Source organism: Aquincola tertiaricarbonis (genome assembly GCF_023573145.1).
Taxonomy (GTDB): domain Bacteria; phylum Pseudomonadota; class Gammaproteobacteria; order Burkholderiales; family Burkholderiaceae_C; genus Aquincola; species Aquincola tertiaricarbonis_B.
The window spans coordinates 1,420,437-1,438,692 of the sequence record NZ_CP097636.1 but is presented as its reverse complement, the minus strand read 5'-3'; the positions used below and the strand labels follow the sequence as shown (position 1 = coordinate 1,438,692).

Genomic DNA, 18,256 nt, shown 5'->3' with positions numbered 1-18,256 from the left:
TGATGGCCTCGCTTTTCCTGGACAACGTCGAGCAGCACCTCGAGGTGATGCGCAAGCTGCCGGCCATCGAAGCCGATGTCGAGCGCGTCGGCAGCCTGCTGGCCGCGGTGCTGCTGGCCGGCAACAAGCTGCTGGTGTGCGGCAATGGCGGCTCGGCCGCCGATGCACAGCATTTCGCCTCCGAGCTGACCGGCCGCTTCATCAAGGACCGCAAGCCGCTGGCGGCCATCGCGCTGTCCACCGACAGCTCGGCCCTCACCTGCATCGGCAACGACTACGGCTTCGACGACGTGTTCGCGCGCCAGACCGAGGCGCTGGCCCGGCCGGGTGACTGCTTCATCGGCATCAGCACCTCGGGCCGCTCGCCCAACGTGCGCAAGGCCGCCGCCGCCGCGCGTGAGGCCGGCGCCAAGGTGGTGGGCCTGCTGGGCCGCGACGGCGGCCCGCTGCTGGCCGAGAGCGACATGGCCATCGTCGCGCCCAGCGAGGTCACCGCCCGCATCCAGGAAGTGCACATCCTGGTGATCCACACGCTGTGCGGGCTGATCGAGCAGAAGCTGGGGATAGCATGAGCGCCGCCGCCCGGCCGCCCGAAGGCGGCGCTCCTCCCGCTCGGCGGGATCCCGCGCAGCGGGAGGGTGCACCATTGACCTTTCCGATTCCGCTGAAAAAGGGCATCTCGCGCGAGGCGCTGGGCCGCCGCCGCGTGATGGTGGTGGGCGACGTGATGCTGGACCGCTACTGGTTCGGCGAGGTGGAGCGCATCTCGCCCGAGGCGCCGGTGCCGGTGGTGCGCATCAGCCGCGAGGAAGAGCGCCTGGGCGGCGCCGCCAACGTGGCCTACAACGTGCAGATGCTGGGCGTACCCACCACGCTGCTGACGGTGGTGGGCGCCGACGAAGCCGCCCAGCGCCTGCAACGCCTGCTGGATGAACGCAAGGTGGCCCATGTGCTGGGCCAGGACGCCAGCCTGCAGACCATCGTCAAGCTGCGCGTCATCGGCCGCTCGCAGCAGCTGCTGCGCATCGACTTCGAGAACCAGCCCAGCCACGAGGTGCTGGCCCAGCTGCTGGGCGCGGTGGAGCGCGAGGTGCAGCGCCATGATGCGGTGCTGTTCTCCGACTACGCCAAGGGCGGGCTGGCCCACATCCCGCGCATGATCGAGATCGCCCGCGCGGCCGGTCGGCCAGTGCTGGTCGACCCCAAGGGCAGCGACTTCGACCGCTATGCCGGCGCCACGGTGATCACGCCCAACCGCGCCGAGCTGGCCCAGGTGATCGGCCGCTGGAGCGATGAAGCCACGCTGACCGAGCGTGTACAGGCGCTGCGCGAGCGGCTGAAACTGCAGGCCGTGCTGCTCACCCGATCGGAAGAAGGCATGACGCTGTTCGACGCCCAGGGCGCGATGCACGTGCCCGCGCAGGCGCGCGAGGTGTTCGACGTCACCGGCGCCGGCGATACCGTCATCGCCACCATGGCCGCGCTGGTGGCCGATGGCATGACGCTGCGCGAGGCGGTGCCGCATGCCAACCGCGCCGGCAGCATCGTGGTGGGCAAGTTCGGCACCGCAGGCGTCACCTTCGACGAGCTGTTCGGCAAGGCGGGCGCATGAACATCGACCCACAGGACAAGATCTGCATGCCCGATCACCTGCCCCAGCGGCTGGCGTCCCTGCCGCGGCCCTGGGTGTTCACCAACGGCGTGTTCGACCTGCTGCACCGCGGCCATGTGCAGTACCTGCACCAGGCTTCGCAGCTGGGGGCTTCGCTCATCGTCGCACTCAACACCGACCGTTCGGCCCGCGGCCTGGGCAAAGGGCCCGAGCGGCCGATCAATACTGAACTGGACCGCGCGCTGGTGATCGCCGGGCTGGGCTCGGTGGCGCTGGTCACCTTCTTCGACGAGCCCACGCCGGTGGAGCTGCTGGCTCGCGTGCGGCCCGACTGCTACGTCAAGGGCGGCGACTACGACATGGAGAAGCTGGCCGAAACAGCCCTGGTGCGCAGCTGGGGCGGCCGCTCGTTGGCCATCCCGTTCGTCGATGGCTACAGCACCACCCGGATCGTGCAACGCATGGCCGGCGGTAAGCCCGCATGAAGCGCGCCGCCTTCCTCGACCGTGACGGCGTCATCAACGTCGAGCACGGCTATGTGCACACCTGGGACGCGTTCGAGTTCGTGCCCGGCAGCATCGAGGCGATGCGCCGGCTGCACGAGGCCGGTTATGCGCTGGTGGTCATCACCAACCAGTCGGGCCTGGCGCGCGGCATGTACACCGAGGCGCAGTACCAGGCGCTCACGCACCAACTCACCCAGCACTTGGCCGAGCAAGGCGTGCCACTGGCCGCCACATACCACTGCCCGCACCACCCGGGCGGCAGCGTGCCCGCGCTGGCCGTGGACTGCGACTGCCGCAAGCCCGCGCCCGGCATGGTGCTGCGCGCGCAGCGTGAGCTGGGCCTGTCGCTGGCCGATTCGCTGCTGGTCGGCGACAAGGGCTCCGACGCCGAAGCCGGCCGCAGCGCCGGCGTGGGCCGCGTGATGCTGGTGCAGTCGGGGCACGCGCTGTCGGCCGCAGACGCCGCGCTGGCCGACAGCGTGCACGCCGACCTGGCCGAAGCCGTGGCCCATGCGCTGGCCCAGCCGGCCTGCCCTGCCCCGTGACGAACCCCGGGGTGGCCGAAGCGCCACAACGCATCCTGATCGTGCGGCTGTCGGCGCTGGGCGACGTGATGATGGCCTCCGGCCTGATTCCTTCGCTGCGCAGCCGCTACCCCGACGCCCACATCGCCTGGCTCACCGAGCCGGCCGCCGCACCGCTGTTGCACGAGCATCCGGGCCTCGACGAAGTCATCGTCTGGCAGCGCCCGCAGTGGCAGCAGCTGTGGCGCGAGCGGCGCTACGGCGCGCTGTGGCGCGCGCTGCGCGAGTTGCGCGCGCAATTGCGCAGCCGCCGCTTCACGCTGGCGCTGGATGCGCAAGGCCTGCTCAAGAGCGCGCTGTGGGCCTGGCTCAGCGGCGCGCCGCGCCGGGTGGGCCTGCTGCCGCGTGAAGGTGGCCAGTGGCTGGCCACCGAGCGGCTGGTGCCTGCCAAGGGCGCCGACCCGCGCATCGGCGCCGAATACCGCGCGCTGGCCCGCCACCTGGGCGCGGCGGACGAAGCCTATCGGCTCGACCTGCGCTTCGACCAGGCCACCCACCGCCGCGCACTGGATGCGTTGGCCGGGCGCAAGGTGCTGCCGCCGTTCGCGGTGCTGTGCCCCTTCACCACCCGGCCGCAGAAGCACTGGTTCGAAGACCGCTGGGCTGCGCTGGCCGAGCGGCTGGCCATGCACGGCATCACGCCGGTGCTGCTGGGCGGCCCGGCCGACCAGGCGGCGGCCGCGCGCATCACGCAGGCCGCGCCTTCGGCCATCAACCTCGCGGGCCAGCTCAAGCTGCCCGAAAGCGTGGCCTTGATTTCGCATGCGGCGCTGCTGGTGGGCGTGGACACCGGGCTCACCCACGCGGGCAGCGCCTTCCGCATACCCACCGTCGCGCTGTTCGGCTCGACCCGACCTTACCGGGACGCGGATTCGCCGCGCACCGCCATCCTCTACGAACCCCTGCCCTGCTCGCCGTGCAAGCGCAACCCCACTTGCGGCGGGCGATTCGACTGCATGCGAGCCCACACCGTCGACCACGTTTTTGCCACCGCCCAGCAGTTGCTGGCCGCCGCGCCATGAAGGTGCTGCACGTCGAGTCGGGCCGCCACCTGTATGGCGGCGCGCTGCAGGCGGTGCTGCTGATGCGGGGCCTGGCCCAGCGCGGCCATGAGAACCACCTGGCCTGCCGCACCGGCGCCGCCATCGGCACGGCCGCCGCCGCGCATGCCGCCGTGCACGAGCTGCCGATGAAGGGCGACGTGGACGTGTTCACCTGGTGGCGGCTGCGCCAGCTGATCCGCCAGGTGCAGCCCGACATGGTGCACCTGCATGCCCGCTTCGGTACCGACGTGTGGGGTGCCCTGGCCGCGCGCAGCGAGGGCGTGCCGGTGGTGCACAGCCGCCGCGTCGACAACCGCGAGCGGCGCTGGGTCGTGCGCTGGAAGTACCCGCTGTACGACAAGGTGGTGGCCATCTCGCACGGCATCCGCAACGTGCTGTTGAGCGAAGGCGTGCCGCCCGACCAGGTGGTGTGCGTGCATTCAGCGGTGGACACCGAGCGCTACCAGCCCAACGCGCCGCGCGACAGCGACCGGGCCTGGTTCGACGCCCAGTTCGGCCTGCAGCCCGGCGACCTGGCGGTGGCGCTGATCGCGCAGTTCATCCCGCGCAAGGGCCACCGTGTGCTGGTGGACGCGATGCCGGCGGTGCTGGCGCGACACCCGAACACCAAGGTCATCTTCCTCGGCCAGGGTCCGCAGGAAGCACCGCTGAAGCAGCTCGTGGCCGAGCGCGGCCTGCAGGCCAGCGTGCTGTTCGGCGGCTTCCGCGACGACCTGCACCGGGTGATGCCCAGCCTCGACCTGGTGGTGCACCCGGCGGCCACGGAAGGCCTGGGCGTGTCGCTGCTGCAGGCGGCTTCGTGTGGCGTGCCCATCGTGGCCACGCGGGCGGGCGGCATCCCCGAGATCGTGCAGCCCGGCCACACCGGTGAACTGGTGACGCCAGGCGACGCGCCCGCGCTGGCCGCGGCGCTGATCCAGCTGCTGGGCGACGCGCCGCTGCGCGAGCGTTACGGCCAGGCCGCGCGGCAATGGGTGCTGGACGGCTTCTCGACCCGCTCGATGGTGGAAGGCAACCTGGCCGTGTACCGCGAGGTGCTGGCGCGCCGCGGGCGCTAGCTAGACGCGGCCAAGCGGCGACGCCAGCAGCGGCAGCAGCTGGTCGGCCGCCTGCACCGGGTCGAAGCGGCCCACCCGCTCATAACGCCAGCGCCAGCCCTGGCGCACCCACTGGCGGCCGGCGCGCAGCGTCAGCAGGGCCAGGTCGGGCCGTTTGGGCAGGCTGCTCCACGGCAGCGGCAGGCCCAGGGCCAGCTGTTCGGCCGCAAACTTGCGCTGGTCGCGCGCCATGTCGGGGTAGATGGCCAGTTGCGGCTTGTCGGCGCACAGCATCGAAAACACGTGGCTGGGCCCGGTGTCGCCGCCGATGAAGGCATCGCAGGCCAGCATCTCGGCCAGCATGCGGTCCAGCCCGCCGAGGAACCGCCCCGGCGATGGATTGAGCAGCACCACCTCGCAACCCGCCTGCTGCAGCCGCGCCGCCAGCGCCAGCGCCTGCGGCCGCTGCCAGTTGCGCGCCTTGTTGTAGGGCGCGTCGTCCAGCACATGCATCAGCACGCGGGGGCCGACGCTGCTGCGGCCCGCGCGCAACTGCTGCGCCTGGCTGAGCACCGCGGGCGGCACATGCTCGAACTGCCCGGCCTGCGGCTGCCGCGCGAACGCATTCGTGACGGTGAGCCAGAGGTTGCCCGTGTCCCAGTCCGGCAGCGCCCGGCCTTCATCAGGCTCGAAGCTCAGCGGAAAGTGCAGCGGCAGGTCGAACACCGGTGCACCCGATTGCGCCGCACGGTCGATCACCGCAAAGCGCAGGCCTTCGTCCAGCCGCCGGCGCTGCGCCCACCAGGCCAGCGCCATGCGGTCGCCCAGGCGCAGGCGCGAGGCATCCACTCGCCAGGTGGCCGCCGGCATGTTCACGCGGCGGCGAAACCCGGCGCCTGTTGCGCCTGCATCATCGACAGCACGTCCTGCACGCCGATGGTGTCCAGCGAGGGGCCGCGCAACATGTGCATCAGCGGGTCCAGGTCGAGCAGCGGGCGCTTGCCGAGCAGCACGAAGGTGGGCAGGTCGCAGGCCACGGCCATGTTGGTAACGCCGGTGTCGTTGCCCACGCAGCCATCGGCCAGCCGCAAGGCCGCCACGGTGTGCTGGATGGTCTGCTGGGTTTCAGCGCGGATGCCGTGCCGCAGCCCTGCCGGCACGTCGGCCACGATGGCCTCGGCCAGCTGGGTTTCACCCGGGCCGCCCAGCAACACCACGCCGCAGCCGCGCTCGATCAGCCGCGTGGCCAGCTCGGCATAACGGGCCTGGCCCCATTGCTTGAACGGCTCCGAGGTGCCGATGGCAAAGGCATACAGCGGCCGTGGCAGGCTGGCCAGCCGTTGGCGCATGTCGTCCAGCGCCACCGGGCGGGCCTGGATCTTGGGCACCAGTCGCTGGCTGCACCAGCCATGCGCGATGGCGTAGCTGGCCGCCTCGTTGAACACCGAGACCGAGGGCCCTTCGTAGCGCTGGATGTAGGGCGGCGTGGTGAGAAAGCGCCGCTGCAGCCAGCCGGTGCCATAGCCCAGCCGCTGCGGAATGCCGGCCAGCCAGGCCACGAAGCCGCGGTTGGGATGACCGGAGAACAGCACGATGCGCTCGAAGCGCTTGTCGCGCAATTCGCGGCCCATGCGGAACAGCCCGGCCACGCCCGCGTGCCGCCCCTGGCGGCCTTCACTGCGGCGCGGCCGGCGGTCGAAATCGATCACCTCGGCCACCCAGGGCAGGCCTTCGAGCAGCTGGCGTGCAAAGGTGGTGGGCGACGCGATGACGGCCACCTGGCCACCGGCGCTGTCGCGGGCCACGGCTTCGAAGTAAGGGAGGTGCCAGACGAGATCGCCAATGCCCACGAACTGGTGGAGCACGGCGGTGTAGGGGCGGGAGGAACGCGGTTCGGAGGGCGGCATCGGCACTACAGCGGCTTGGGGGCGCACGCTGTCAAGCCCGGAAGGTCGTAAGAACGTGAATCATAGCCGGGGCTCCCGGCCTCCTGCGGGGGGCCTCTTCAGCAGGATGTGCAACGCGCGGCAGCGTCCGAAGAATGCGCCCGAGCCCGCCGTGCGTCACGGCTCATCATCCCCAAGGAGCCCTTCCATGTTCTCTTCCGTCAAGACCACCTTCGTCGCCGTTGCTGCCGCCCTGCTGTCCAGCTTGGCCTTCGCGGCCACCGACGTCAACAAGGCCGACCAGGCCCAACTCGAGTCCGTCAAGGGCATCGGGCCGTCGATGTCCAACCGCCTGCTGGAAGCGCGCAAGACCGCGCCCTTCAAGGACTGGAACGATCTGATCGACCGCGTGCAAGGCATCGGCCCGGCCAAGGCCGGCAAGCTGTCGGCCGAGGGCCTGACGGTCAACGGTGCGGTCTACGCTGCCGGCACCGCGCCCGCCGAGAAGGCCAAGCCGGCGACCGAGAAGAAGAGCGAGAAGAAGTAAGTAGTTGATCAGTCCCGCCGGGCCGCCCCTAGGGACTGAGCTCCCCCTTGGGGGGATGCGAGCGCAGCGAGCTCGGGGGCGCGTCAGTCACGGCCATGGCCTCTGCCATGGCCGTGCCCTTTTCCGGGGTGGCCATCGCCATGGCCGCCGCGGTGGTCATCCCGGCGATCGTCGCGCCTGTCGTCCCGACGCTCCTGCCGCCGGTCCACATGCTGGTGGTACCAGTCGTCCCGCACGAAGTACACCGGCACGCCGCAGGCGTTGTAGCGGCTGCAATGCTTGGACCAGTTCTTCTGGTGCCCGGGCGGCACCCACAGGTACACCGGCGCGGGCCGGGGCGCCTGCGGCACCGGCTTCACCCACACGGGCTGGGCATACACCACCTGGGGTTGCGGAAACTGGCCGATGTCCACCCGGCCATACACACCGGGTTGGCTGATGTTGATGGACACGCCAACATCTGCGGCGTGGGCCGGGGTGAAGCCGATGGCGGCCACCGCAGCCAGTGCGGCGGCCCCACGGGCGAGTCGCTTGTTCATGAGAGGGTCCAGGTTGATCACCAGCGCCTAACGGCCAAGGCCGTGCCCGCGCTGACCGGGCCCGTGCATTCAGGTGGTTTCGGCCTCGTACACCACGGTGGCACCGCCCGGCACGCTGCGCAGCCATCGGTCCAGCGCCGCATCGCTGGGGAAGAACTTGCCGGCGTCCCCCAGGTCGACCACGCCCACCGCCTGCTCGCGCTGGAGCGCCAGGCGCACCGGCAGGCCTTGCAGCTGCTCGCCTTCTTCGGTCACCAGGCGGCGCGCCGGAAACTCCTGCACCACCGCGGCCAGCGGCGGCAACGCCTCCAGCCCGGCGTTGCCCAGCACCACCTGCAGGTAGCGGCCGAAGCGGCAGCGCGCGGTGGGCAGGTCCCACACCTGCTGCACGTTCAGCCGCAGGCCGCCGCTGAAGCGGTCGGGCTGCACCCGGCCCTGGATGATCAGCAGCTCGTCGTCGCGCAGCAGTTCCTTGTGGGCGTCCAGCGTCTTCTCGTCGGCCACGGCCTCGATGAAGCCGCTCTTGTCGTCGAGCTTGAAGATGGCCACGCGGCCGCGGTTGCCGTTGATGATGCGCAGGTCGCCGACGATGCCGGCCACCACCTGCGGGTCGCGGCTGTCGGCCAGGTCGGCCACCTCGCGGCGCACGAACTGGCGCACCTCGGCTTCGCTCTGGTCGAACATGTGGCCCGAGAGGTAGAAGCCGATGGCGGTCTTTTCCAGCGTCAGCCGCTCCTTCACGCTCCACGGCTCGGCGGCCACCAGCGGCGGCTCCTGCGTGCTGCTGCCGTGGGCATCGTCGAAGTCGAACAGGCCGCCCTGGTCGGCATGCGCGGCCTGGCTGTCGGCCCAGTCCAGCGCCAGGCTCACGCTGGCCAGCGTGCTGGCGCGGTCGGCGTGCAGCTTGTCGAAGGCACCGGCCTTGATCAGTGCTTCCACCACGCGCTTGTTGATGCGCTGGCGGTCCACGCGGGCGCAGAAGTCGAACAGGCTGCGGAACGGACCGCCCTGCTCGCGCGCGGCGACGATGGCCTCGATCGCGCCCTGGCCGGTGCCCTTGATGGCGCCCAGGCCGTAGCGCACGGTCTTGTCGTCGATGGGTTCGAAGCGGTAGGTGCCGCTGTTGACGTCAGGCGGCTCGAAGCGGATGCCGAAGTGCGTTTGCGCATCGTTGAGCAACACCTTGAGCTTGTCGGTGTCGTCGGTTTCGATGCACATGTTGGCCGCGAAAAACTCGGCCGTGTAGTGCACCTTCAGCCAGGCCGTGTGGTAGGCCAGCAGGGCGTAGGCGGCGGCATGGCTCTTGTTGAAGCCGTAGCCTGCGAACTTCTCCATCAGGTCGAAGACTTCGTCGGCGGTCTTGCCGTCGATGCCCTTGGCGGCCGCGCCCTCGCGGAAGATCTCGCGGTGCTTGGCCATCTCCTCGGGCTTCTTCTTGCCCATGGCCCGGCGCAGCAGGTCGGCGCCGCCGAGCGAGTAGCCGCCCAGCACCTGGGCCGACTGCATCACCTGCTCCTGGTAGATCATCACGCCGTAGGTCTCGGCGAGCACGCCTTCCAGCAGCTTGTGCGGGTACACCACCTCCTCACGCCCGTGCTTGCGGGCGCAGAAGCTGGGAATCAGGTCCATCGGGCCCGGCCGGTACAGCGCCACCAGCGCGATGATGTCCTCGAACACGCTGGGCCGGGCATCGCGCAGCATGCGCTGCATGCCGGGTGATTCGAACTGGAACACCGACTCGGTCAGGCCGTCGGAGAACAGCTTGTAGGCACGCGCATCGTCCAGCGGAATCTTCTCGTACGCGAAGTCCTTCTGCGAAGGATGCCGGCGCATGATGAATTCCTTGGCCGTCTCCAGGATGGTGAGCGTGGCCAGGCCCAGGAAGTCGAACTTCACCAGGCCGATGGCCTCGACGTCGTCCTTGTCGTACTGGCTGACGGCCGATTCGCTGCCCGGCTGCTGGTACAGCGGGCAGAAGTCGGTGATCTTGCCCGGCGCGATCAGCACGCCACCGGCGTGCATGCCGATGTTGCGCACCATGCCTTCCACGCGCGCAGCCAGGTCCAGCAGCGCGGCGACTTCCTCTTCGGCGGCTTCGCGCTGTTCCAGCTCAGGCGCTTCCTTGCGGGCGTAGATCACGCCGCCGTCGGGGTTCTCCGGCACCTTGGCCAGCGTCACCGTCTTGCCAGGCGGCGCCGGAATCAGCTTGGCGATGGAGTCGACATGGCCATAGCCCATGCCCAGCACGCGGCCCACGTCGCGCAGCGCGGCCTTGGCCGCCATGGTGCCGAAGGTGGCGATCTGGCTCACCGCGTCCAGCCCGTACTTCTGCTTGACGTAGTCGATCACCCGGTCGCGGTTGCCCTGGCAGAAGTCGATGTCGAAGTCGGGCATCGACACCCGCTCGGGGTTCAGGAAGCGCTCGAACAGCAGGTTGTAGCGCAGCGGGTCGAGGTCGGTGATCGACAGCGCATAGGCCACCAGCGAGCCGGCGCCCGAGCCCCGGCCCGGCCCCACCGGGCAGCCGTTGTTCTTGGCCCAGGTGATGAAGTCCGACACGATCAGGAAATAGCCCGGAAAGCCCATCTTCAGGATGACGTCGATCTCGAAGTTGAGCCGCTCCACGTAGCGCGGCCGTTCGGCATCACGCTTGGCTGCATCGGGGTAGAGCTGCAGCAGCCGCTGTTCCAGGCCTTCCAGCGAGGCGGCGCGGAAGTGCTGCTCGATCGGGATGCCGCCCGGCGTGGGAAAGTCGGGCAGCCGCGGCTTGCCCAGCACCAGGCTCAGGTTGCAGCGCTGCGCGATGCGCAGCGTGTTGGCCAGCGCGCTGGGAATGTCGGCGAACAGCGCCTCCATCTCGGCCTGCGGCTTGAAGTACTGCTCACGCGAAAAGCGCTTGACGCGGCGCGGATTGGCCAGCGTCTCACCTTCGGCGATGCACACGCGGGCCTCGTGCGCCTCGTAGTCCTCGGCCGTGTTGAACTGCACCGGGTGGGTGGCCACCACCGGCAGCCCCAGCCGCGCCGCCAGCGGCACCGCCACGCGCACATGCGGCTCGTTGGTGGGCAGGCCGGCGCGTTGCAGCTCGATGTAGAAGCGGCCCGGGAAAGCGGCCGAGAAGCGCTGGGCCAGCGCATCCGCGCGGGCATCGTCGCCGGCCAGCAGCGCCTGCCCCACCGCGCCGGCATCGGCGCCCGACAGCGCGATCAGCCCCGCCGACAACTCCTGCAGCCAGGCCCACTTGACCCAGGCCTGGGCGCGCTGGGTGTTGCCCGTCCAGGCACGCGACAGCAGCTGGTTGATGTTCAGGTAACCCTGCGCATCCTGCGCGATCAGCAGCAGCCGGCTGGGCTGCTTTTCGCCGGGCTCGGGCTCCATCCACACGTCCACGCCGATCAGCGGCTTGACGCCGGCCTTGCGGCAGGCCGAATAGAACTTGACCGTGCCGAACAGGTTGGACAGGTCGCTGATGCCCAGGGCCACCTGCCCGTCCCGCTTGGCGCCCTGGGCCGCCTCGTCGATGCGCAGGGTGCCGTCGACGACGGAAAACTCGGTATGGATGCGAAGGTGGACAAAAGGCATCGCGGGATTGTAGGCAGCGGCCCTCCTAGAATGCCCGCCGTGCAGCCTTCCACCCCCTCCATCCTCAACGCCTCGGCCTACAAGTTCGTCACCCTGGACGACCTGCCGGTGCTGCGCGACCGCCTGCATGAAGCCGCGGCCAGCCTCGGCATCAAGGGCACCGTGCTGCTGGCGGAAGAAGGTATCAACCTGTTCGTCGCCGGCCCCGTCGAAGGCCTGCGCGGCTGGCTCGCGCAGCTGCGCGCCGACCCGCGTTTCGCCGACCTGGCACACAAGGAAAGCTTCAGCGAAAAGACGCCTTTCCGGCGGCTGCTGGTCAAGGTCAAGCGCGAGATCATCCGCATGAACCAGCCCGCCATCCGCCCCGAGGAACGGCGTGCGCCCTCGGTGCCGGCGCGCACCCTGGCCCGCTGGCTGGACCAGGGCAGCGACGACGACGGCCGCCCGGTGGTGATGCTGGACACCCGCAACGCCTTCGAGGTGAAGGCCGGCGCCTTCGAGCACGCCATCGACTGGGAGCTGCGCCGCTTCAGCGACTTTCCGAAGGCCCTGGCGGCCCATGCGGCCGAGCTGGCCGGCAAGACGGTGGTGAGCTACTGCACCGGCGGCATCCGCTGCGAGAAGGCCGCGCTGGCCATGCAGGAAGCCGGCGTGCAGCACGTCTACCAGCTGGAAGGCGGCATCCTGAAGTACTTCGAGGAGACCGACGGTGCGCCGCACTGGCGGGGCGGCTGCTTCGTGTTCGACGAGCGCGAGCTGCTGGACGCCACCCTCGCGCCTGCCGCCTCGGCGGCCACCGCCGCCCCGTGACCCGCCGCGCGGCCGAGGACGACGACGGCCTCAGCCGCTGGCTGCTGCGCCTGGTCGGCGGCCTGTTGATCGCCACCGCGCTGGCGGTGTCCTTGAGCCGCGCGCCCGAGCGCCCGGTTGAAAGCCTGGTGGCGCGCTGGGCGCCGCCGCCGTCGCAGTTCCTCGAACTGGGTGAGCAGTTGCTGCACCTGCGCGATGAAGGCAATGCACAGGACCCGCTGCCGGTGCTGCTGCTGCACGACGTGGGCAGCAGCCTGCACACCTGGCAGGCCTGGGCGCCACGGCTGGCGCGCCAGCGGCGGGTGATCAGCCTGGACCTGCCCGGCGCCGGCCTCACCGGGCCGCAACCGCAGGCCGACTACCGGCCCACCACCAGCGCACGGCTGGTGCTGGCGGTGATGGACCAGCTCAAGCTGCCACGGGTGCAGCTGGTGGGCAATGGGCTGGGGGGCGAGGTGGCGCTGCAGGTGGCCAGCCTGGCGCCGGCGCGGGTGGAGCGGCTGCTGCTGCTCAACCCCACCGGGCTGCCGTGGCAGCCGGTGCAGCCGCCGCCGGCATTTCTGGTGGCACGGCTGCCGGTGCTGCACTGGCTCAGCGAATCGCTGCTGCCGCACGGGCTGATGCAGGCGCAACAGCAGTTCCTGCGCGCGCCGGCCACGCCACCGTCGCAGGCCGAGGTGGACCGCAGCTTCGAGCTGCTGCTGCGCGAGGGCAATCGCCGGGCGCTGCATGAGCAGCTGCTGCAGTGGCCCGATGCATCGACCGCCGCCGCCTGGCAGACGCCCGCGGTGCCGGTGCGCATCGTGTGGGGCCAGCAGGACCGCTGGCTACCGGCCGACTTGGCCGACCGCCTGAAGGCGCGCATCCCGCACGCCGATCTGGTGCGCCTGCCGGAGGCAGGCCACCTGCCTCAGGAGGACGACACGCCCGGCGCCTGGGCCGCGGCGAAGACCTTCCTGGGCTTGTGAGAACCGGCGATCAGGCCGTGCCGTGCGACAGCAGGCCGCCCCATTGCGGGTTCAGGCGACGCTCGTCCAGGGTGCGCATGCGGCGCTCCAGGTCGTAGATGTCGACCGATTCGGCCAGGTACGCCTCTTCGACGGCCTGGGGTTCCGGACTCAGGAGCTCATGGAGCATTTCAAAGAACTTGTTCATTACTATCTCTCTTTCGACTCAGCAAGTAGGTCAGTCTTAGTGCTAACCCTAGGTGCCTAGTGTAAACCCTAGGTTTTGCCCCTGTCGGCAGAGGTGTGGGGCTTTCGCCTCACTGTTGGATGCACCGTGCCGACGACGGTGATCCAGTTCACGGTCCGCCGGGGCGGACCGTGGGAATGGCTCAAGCAGCCAGCTCGAACACCAGCACTTCGGCGTCATGGCCGTTGGCCAGCGTGAGCTGCGCCTCGCCGTCCAGCTTGGCGGCATCACCGGCCTTCAGCGTCTGGCCGTTGACGTCCAGCTGTCCGCGGGCCAGGTGCACATAGGCCGGCCGACGCGGGTCCAGCGCTAGCGTCGCCTGCTCAGCGCCGTCGAACAGACCCGCATGGATGCGGGCATCGGCGTTCAGCGTCACCGACCCGCCCTCGCCGCCGGGCGCCGCCACCAGCGCCAGCCGGCCGCGCTTGCTGGCGGCATCGAAGTGCTTCTGTTCGTAGCCCGGCGCTAGGTTGCGCTGCTCGGGCAGGATCCAGATCTGCAGGAAGTGGGTCGCGCCCTCCTTCGAGTGGTTGAACTCGCTGTGCCGCACGCCGGTGCCGGCCGTCATGCGCTGCACGTCGCCCGGGCGGATGACGCCGCTGTTGGCGCTGCCTGCAGTGCCGTTGCCCATGCTGTCCTGGTGGGCCAGCGCACCGTCCAGCACGTAGCTGACGATTTCCATGTCACGGTGGCCGTGGGTGCCGAAACCGGTGCCCGCCGCCACGCGGTCCTCGTTGATGACCCGCAGGTTGCCCCAACCCATGTGCTTGGGGTCGTGGTAGTCGGCGAACGAGAAGCTGTGGTAGCTCTTCAGCCAGCCATGGTCGGCATATCCGCGGTCTTCGCTCTTGCGCAGGGTGATCATGTTGGGTACTCCTTGTGTGAATCCAATGTAGGAGCCGGCAGCCAGGCCGGAAGCGAAGACCGGTGAAGCGTTCGTTCAAATAAGATGAAGGCATGTCCGACCGACGCCATGCCCTCACGCCCGATGCCCTGACGATGATGGATGCCATCGGCCGGCTGGGCAGTTTTGCTGCCGCCGCCCGCGAGCTGGGCAAGGTGCCTTCGGCCCTCACCTACAGCGTGCGCCAGCTGGAAGACGCACTGGACGTGCTGTTGTTCGACCGCCGCTCCGGCCAGGCGCGGCTCACCGCCGCGGGGGAGGAGCTGCTGAACGAGGGCCGCCGCCTGCTGGCGGAGATGGATGCGGTGGCCAACCGCGTCAAGCGCGTGGCCACCGGCTGGGAATCGTCGCTCACCATCGCGGTGGATGGCGTGATCTCGCGGCTGACGATGTTCGAATTGTGCGAAGCCTTCTACGCGATGTGCCCCGACGAGTCGCAGGCCGGGCCCGGCACCCGGCTGCGGCTGCGCACCGAGGTGCTGGCCGGCACCTGGGAGGCGCTGGTCTCGGGCCAGGCCGACCTGGCCATCGGCGTGGGCAGCGGGGTGTCGCCGCCGCAGGGCATCGAGCTGCGGCCGCTGGGTGAGATGCCGTTCGTCTTTGCCGTGGCGCCGCACCATCCGCTGGCCACGATGGCCGAGCCAATCAGCGATGCCGAGCTGGTGCGCCACCGCGCCGTGGCCGTGGCGGACTCAGCCCACCGCCTGTCGCCGCTGACGGTGAACCTGCTGCCCGGCCAGGACGTGTTCACCGTGGCCAGCACGCAGGCCAAGATCGAGGCGCAGATGCGCTGCCTGGGCTGCGGCTTCCTGCCCGAGCCGCTGGTGCGTGAGCATGTGAACGCCGGCCGCCTGGTCACCAAGCAGGTGCAGCGGGGCCGCAACCCGGTGACCCTGGGCTACGCTTGGCGCACCGCGGCAGCGCCGCAGCCCAAGAAGGCCCCGCAAGGCCTGGCGCTGGGCTGGTGGCTGCAGCAGCTGGAGAGCCCCGCCACCCGCCTCGCGCTGCTGGAGCGCCATGCCGGGCTGCCGCAACGGGTGGATTGAGCATGGGCGCCCTGCCCGGCCACACCGGCCCCCGCCGCGAAGGCACGGGCGGCGATTCCGCCCCCTACCGCGGCCGCTTCGCGCCTTCGCCCACCGGGCTGCTGCATGCCGGCTCGCTGGTGGCGGCGCTGGCGAGTTGGCTGGACGCCCGCGCCCACGGCGGCCAGTGGCTCGTGCGCATCGAAGATGTGGATGGCCCGCGCTGCATCGCCGGTGCCGACCAGGCCATCCTGGGCCAGCTGCAGCGCCTGGGCCTGGTGAGCGACGAGCCACCGCTGTGGCAGTCGCAGCGCAGCGACGCCTATGCCGCCGCGCTGGCGCGGCTGCAGTCGGCGGGCACCGCCTACCCCTGCGGCTGCACGCGCAAGGCCATCGAAGCGGCGCTGGCTGCCGCCGGCCATGCGCCGGAGCGCTTTGGTGAGCTGGTGTACCCCGGCACTTGCCGCGATGGCCTGCACGGCAAGCCGGCGCGCGCCTGGCGGGTGCGCTGTGGCACGGATGAAGCGCCGCTGCACCTCTCCTGGCAAGACCGCCGGCTGGGCGCGGCCACGCAGGACCTGACGCACGAGGTAGGCGACATCGTCGTGCGGCGCGCCGATGGCCTCTGGGCCTACCAGCTGGCGGTGGTGGTGGACGACGCGGCGCAGGCCATCAGCGACGTGGTGCGCGGCGAAGACCTGGCGGACAACACGCCGCGGCAGATCCACCTGCAGCGGCTGCTGGGCCTGCCCACGCCGCGCTACCTGCACACGCCGCTGGTGCGGGCTGCCGACGGGCACAAACTGTCCAAGCAGAACGGCGCCGCGCCGCTGCTGCTGGACACGCCGGCCGATGTGCGGGCGGCGCTGCAGCAGGCGGCAGTGGCGCTGGGCCTGCCGCCGCTGCACGCCGCCAGCCCCGAAGGCTGGCTGGCCGAAGCCACTGCCGCCTGGGCCCGCCTCGTGGGGCTGGCATGATGCGCGACCGACAACACAAGAAGGACGCTTTCAACATGGTCACCACCGCTTCCGGCCTGCAATACGAAGACACCGTGCCCGGCACCGGCGAAGAGGCCCGCGCCGGCCAGCACGTCACCGTGCACTACACCGGCTGGCTGTTCGACCCCGCCGCCCCTAACCAGCGCGGCCGCAAGTTCGACTCCAGCAAGGACCGCAACGACCCGTTCCAGTTCGGCCTCGGCCAGGGCATGGTCATCCGCGGCTGGGACGAAGGCGTGCAAGGCATGAAGGTGGGCGGCACCCGCGTGCTGACCATCCCGGCCGACCTGGGCTATGGCGCCCGCGGCGCCGGCGGCGTGATCCCCCCGAACGCCACCCTGGTGTTCGAGGTGGAGTTGCTGGGCGTCTGACGCTCGAGCATCGAGTAGGGTGAGGGGTTACCCCCTCAGCCCTCTCACACCACCGGACATGCGGGTCCGCATCCGGCGGTTCAAGTAAGACGCTGGAGTTGCCGGTGGATGTCCACCAGCGAGACCAGCCCCATGCGGGCTAGGTGCTTCGGCGGCATGGCCGCCACCATGTGTTTGGCCCCCGCGTTCCACCACGGACCCCGACCGTTGACGCTCGACTTCCACGCGCGATGCGCGTCCAGGCCAAGCGCACGCAAGCGCGATGCCCGTGTGGCCGGGCGCTTCCACTGTCTCCAGGCGATGACGCGCAGGCGACGCCTCACCCATGTGTCCAGCTCTTCGAGCGCCCGTCGTCCCTGCGTGTGCTGGAAGTAGTTCATCCAGCCTCGCAGGACTGGCCGCAGCTGCTCGATGGTCCGCTCCAGGCGTTGCCCGCGCCCCTTCAAACACAGGTCGGTGACCCGTGCCCTCAGGCGGGCAAGACTTTCTGGCGCGATCCGCAGACGGGTCTCCTTGTGCGCAGTCACGCTGTAGCCCAGGAACTTGCGTCCCCAGGGCCTTGCCACCGCGCTCTTGGTCGCATTCACCGTGAGCTTCAGCCGTTCCCAGAGGAACTTCGTCACCACGTCCATGACGCGTTGTCCCGCCCGCAGGCTCGACACATAGATGTTGCAGTCGTCCGCGTACCGGCAGAAGTCCAGTCCGCGCCGCTCCAGTTCGCGGTCCAGATCGGTCAGCAGGATGTTCGACAGCAGCGGTGACAGCGGTCCGCCTTGCGGCGTGCCCTGTGTCCTCGCTGTCTCGACTCCGTTGTCCATCAGGCTCACTTGCAGGAAGCGCCGGATCAACTTCAGCACGCGCCTGTCGTCGATCCGCCTGGCGACCCGGTGCATGAGCGCGTCGTGGTTCACACGGTCGAAGAATTTCTCCAGATCCATGTCCACCACCCAGCGCTTGCCGCCCCGGATGTAGTTCGCGGCTTGAACCACTGCCTGCGTCGCGCTGCGTCCCGGGCGGAAGCCGTAGCTCCCTTGCGAGAACGTCGGCTCGAACAGCGGTTGCATCACCTGGTGCAGCGCCTGCTGGATCAGCCTGTCCACCACGGTGGGCACGCCCAGCGTCCTGACCCCGCCCTGCGGCTTGGGGATGTCCACTCGGCGCACCGCGCGTGGCAGGTACGTGCCGTCCAGCAGCGCCCCCTTCACACTTTGCCAATGGCTTTGCAGCCAGCCCTTGAGGTCTTCGCAGCGCAGCCCGTCGATGCCGGGCGCCCCGCGGTTACTCATGACCTGGCTGTACGCCTTTTGCATGTTGCTGCGTTCGACCACCCGCTCCATGAGCCGGCAGCCCTCCGATTTCGTTTGCCCGTCCGTCGCTGCGCCCATCTCCGCACCGTCGCGCGCACTCCCCGGATTCCGTCCGGTTGCTTGGCGCTCGGCCTGCCCAAAGCAACAGCCCAGGGCAGCTTCTGCATCATCGATAGGCGTCAAGATCGATCGTCCTACTCTCGGTCTTACTCGTTCAGCCCTTCGGTCCGTGCTGGCACCTACTATGGCCTCGGCTGACTTCTGAGCGCGCATCCCGCCGCCTCTCGACG

Annotated in this window: 19 protein-coding genes; 12 read left to right on the top strand and 7 right to left on the bottom strand. The window is 70.0% G+C overall.

Going from position 1 to position 18,256, the window contains the following annotated elements; all coding sequences use genetic code 11:
* The first annotated feature begins 2 nt into the window (after positions 1 to 2).
* The 6 genes from MW290_RS20920 (at position 3) to MW290_RS20895 (ending at position 4,824) form a co-directional block, all read left to right on the top strand.
* On the top strand, positions 3 to 572 hold the full coding sequence (locus MW290_RS20920; protein ID WP_250199604.1) for a D-sedoheptulose-7-phosphate isomerase: 570 nt from the start codon (positions 3 to 5) through the stop codon (positions 570 to 572).
* Positions 573 to 646: 74 nt separating this feature from the next.
* Complete coding sequence (gene rfaE1, locus MW290_RS20915) at positions 647 to 1,612, top strand: D-glycero-beta-D-manno-heptose-7-phosphate kinase (protein WP_310740163.1); 966 nt, start codon at positions 647 to 649, stop codon at positions 1,610 to 1,612.
* Positions 1,609 to 2,097 carry an adenylyltransferase/cytidyltransferase family protein gene (locus MW290_RS20910; protein ID WP_250199603.1) on the top strand — a complete coding sequence of 163 codons (489 nt, stop codon included), beginning with the start codon at positions 1,609 to 1,611 and terminating at the stop codon, positions 2,095 to 2,097. The genes rfaE1 and MW290_RS20910 overlap by 4 nt, the downstream gene beginning before the upstream one ends.
* Positions 2,094 to 2,663, top strand: coding sequence for a D-glycero-beta-D-manno-heptose 1,7-bisphosphate 7-phosphatase (gmhB, locus tag MW290_RS20905; protein WP_250199602.1), 570 nt, complete (start codon positions 2,094 to 2,096; stop codon positions 2,661 to 2,663). Before MW290_RS20910 ends, gmhB begins: the two co-directional genes overlap by 4 nt.
* The gene (locus MW290_RS20900) at positions 2,660 to 3,724 is read left to right on the top strand and encodes a glycosyltransferase family 9 protein (RefSeq protein ID WP_250199601.1); all 1,065 of its coding nucleotides are present in this window, start codon (positions 2,660 to 2,662) and stop codon (positions 3,722 to 3,724) included. The genes gmhB and MW290_RS20900 overlap by 4 nt, the downstream gene beginning before the upstream one ends.
* The gene (locus MW290_RS20895) at positions 3,721 to 4,824 is read left to right on the top strand and encodes a glycosyltransferase (RefSeq protein WP_250199600.1); all 1,104 of its coding nucleotides are present in this window, start codon (positions 3,721 to 3,723) and stop codon (positions 4,822 to 4,824) included. The genes MW290_RS20900 and MW290_RS20895 overlap by 4 nt, the downstream gene beginning before the upstream one ends.
* On the opposite strand, the gene MW290_RS20890 is transcribed toward MW290_RS20895, so the two are convergent.
* Together MW290_RS20890 and MW290_RS20885 are read right to left on the bottom strand one after the other, a co-directional pair.
* Positions 4,825 to 5,679: a glycosyltransferase family 9 protein gene (locus tag MW290_RS20890; protein WP_250199599.1), complete on the bottom strand. Its 855-nt coding sequence runs from the start codon at positions 5,677 to 5,679 to the stop codon at positions 4,825 to 4,827.
* Positions 5,676 to 6,710, bottom strand: a complete 1,035-nt coding sequence (locus MW290_RS20885) for a glycosyltransferase family 9 protein (RefSeq protein WP_250199598.1) — start codon at positions 6,708 to 6,710, stop codon at positions 5,676 to 5,678. The genes MW290_RS20890 and MW290_RS20885 overlap by 4 nt, the downstream gene beginning before the upstream one ends.
* A 187-nt stretch (positions 6,711 to 6,897) precedes the next feature.
* Here MW290_RS20885 and MW290_RS20880 point away from each other — a divergent pair, with 187 nt between their 5' ends.
* Positions 6,898 to 7,236, top strand: a complete 339-nt coding sequence (locus MW290_RS20880) for a ComEA family DNA-binding protein (protein WP_250199597.1) — start codon at positions 6,898 to 6,900, stop codon at positions 7,234 to 7,236.
* Between the two features lie 83 nt (positions 7,237 to 7,319).
* Here the strand turns inward: MW290_RS20880 and MW290_RS20875 are convergent, their stop codons facing one another.
* Together MW290_RS20875 and dnaE are read right to left on the bottom strand one after the other, a co-directional pair.
* The gene (locus MW290_RS20875; RefSeq protein ID WP_250199596.1) at positions 7,320 to 7,775 is read right to left on the bottom strand and encodes a hypothetical protein; all 456 of its coding nucleotides are present in this window, start codon (positions 7,773 to 7,775) and stop codon (positions 7,320 to 7,322) included.
* A 69-nt stretch (positions 7,776 to 7,844) separates the two neighbouring features.
* A complete protein-coding gene (gene dnaE, locus MW290_RS20870) occupies positions 7,845 to 11,357 on the bottom strand; it encodes a DNA polymerase III subunit alpha (protein ID WP_250199595.1) in 3,513 nt (1,170 codons plus the stop codon).
* Positions 11,358 to 11,387: 30 nt separating this feature from the next.
* Between dnaE and MW290_RS20865 the strand changes: the two genes are divergently transcribed.
* Entirely contained in the window at positions 11,388 to 12,167 is a 780-nt protein-coding gene (locus MW290_RS20865; protein ID WP_250199594.1) for a sulfurtransferase, read from the top strand.
* On the top strand, positions 12,164 to 13,135 hold the full coding sequence (locus tag MW290_RS20860; RefSeq protein ID WP_250199593.1) for an alpha/beta fold hydrolase: 972 nt from the start codon (positions 12,164 to 12,166) through the stop codon (positions 13,133 to 13,135). Before MW290_RS20865 ends, MW290_RS20860 begins: the two co-directional genes overlap by 4 nt.
* Before the next feature lie 10 nt (positions 13,136 to 13,145).
* On the opposite strand, the gene MW290_RS20855 is transcribed toward MW290_RS20860, so the two are convergent.
* Both MW290_RS20855 and MW290_RS20850 read right to left on the bottom strand, forming a co-directional pair.
* On the bottom strand, positions 13,146 to 13,322 hold the full coding sequence (locus MW290_RS20855; protein WP_250199592.1) for a DUF3563 family protein: 177 nt from the start codon (positions 13,320 to 13,322) through the stop codon (positions 13,146 to 13,148).
* Positions 13,323 to 13,503: 181 nt separating this feature from the next.
* Positions 13,504 to 14,226, bottom strand: a complete 723-nt coding sequence (locus MW290_RS20850; protein WP_250199591.1) for a pirin family protein — start codon at positions 14,224 to 14,226, stop codon at positions 13,504 to 13,506.
* 92 nt (positions 14,227 to 14,318) lie between these two features.
* Between MW290_RS20850 and MW290_RS20845 the strand changes: the two genes are divergently transcribed.
* Genes MW290_RS20845 through MW290_RS20835 form a run of 3 tightly spaced genes read left to right on the top strand, consistent with a single transcriptional unit; the run spans position 14,319 to position 16,659 of the window.
* A complete protein-coding gene (locus MW290_RS20845; RefSeq protein ID WP_250199590.1) occupies positions 14,319 to 15,311 on the top strand; it encodes a LysR family transcriptional regulator in 993 nt (330 codons plus the stop codon).
* A gap of 2 nt (positions 15,312 to 15,313) precedes the next feature.
* Entirely contained in the window at positions 15,314 to 16,267 is a 954-nt protein-coding gene (gene gluQRS / locus MW290_RS20840; protein ID WP_250199589.1) for a tRNA glutamyl-Q(34) synthetase GluQRS, read from the top strand.
* Positions 16,268 to 16,302: 35 nt separating this feature from the next.
* Positions 16,303 to 16,659: an FKBP-type peptidyl-prolyl cis-trans isomerase gene (locus tag MW290_RS20835; RefSeq protein ID WP_250200074.1), complete on the top strand. Its 357-nt coding sequence runs from the start codon at positions 16,303 to 16,305 to the stop codon at positions 16,657 to 16,659.
* A gap of 80 nt (positions 16,660 to 16,739) precedes the next feature.
* On the opposite strand, the gene ltrA is transcribed toward MW290_RS20835, so the two are convergent.
* The gene (ltrA, locus tag MW290_RS20830) at positions 16,740 to 18,044 is read right to left on the bottom strand and encodes a group II intron reverse transcriptase/maturase (protein WP_375142961.1); all 1,305 of its coding nucleotides are present in this window, start codon (positions 18,042 to 18,044) and stop codon (positions 16,740 to 16,742) included.
* Positions 18,045 to 18,256: the final 212 nt, after the last annotated feature.